A 266-nucleotide genomic window follows, 5' to 3' on the forward strand; every position below is an offset into this window, starting at 1 on the left:
TGCAGCGCCTCGATGCGCGGGGCGATCTGCTTCGGGTCGACGCGGTCCGGCCACTCGCCCATCAGCCCGACCAGGGTCGCGCGGTCGGTGCCGTGGCCGACGCCGGTGGCCGACAGTGAGCCATACAGGCGCACTTCGACCCGCGTCACCTGCGCCAGCAGGCCGCGCTCGCGCAGCGCCGCGGCGAACAGCGCCGCCGCCCGCATCGGGCCCACGGTGTGCGAGCTGGAAGGGCCGATACCGATCTTGAACAGGTCGAACACGCT

At 72.9% G+C, this 266-nt stretch carries 1 protein-coding gene; it reads right to left on the minus strand.

The genetic code is table 11. The features are described from left to right. A partial coding sequence (locus tag AAHM40_RS27135) for a serine dehydratase beta chain (RefSeq protein WP_342247457.1) occupies positions 1–266 on the minus strand: 266 nt, incomplete at both ends.

The organism is Pseudomonas sp. OTU5201, assembly GCF_038440135.1.
In the GTDB taxonomy this organism is placed as follows: Bacteria; Pseudomonadota; Gammaproteobacteria; order Pseudomonadales; family Pseudomonadaceae; genus Metapseudomonas; species Metapseudomonas resinovorans.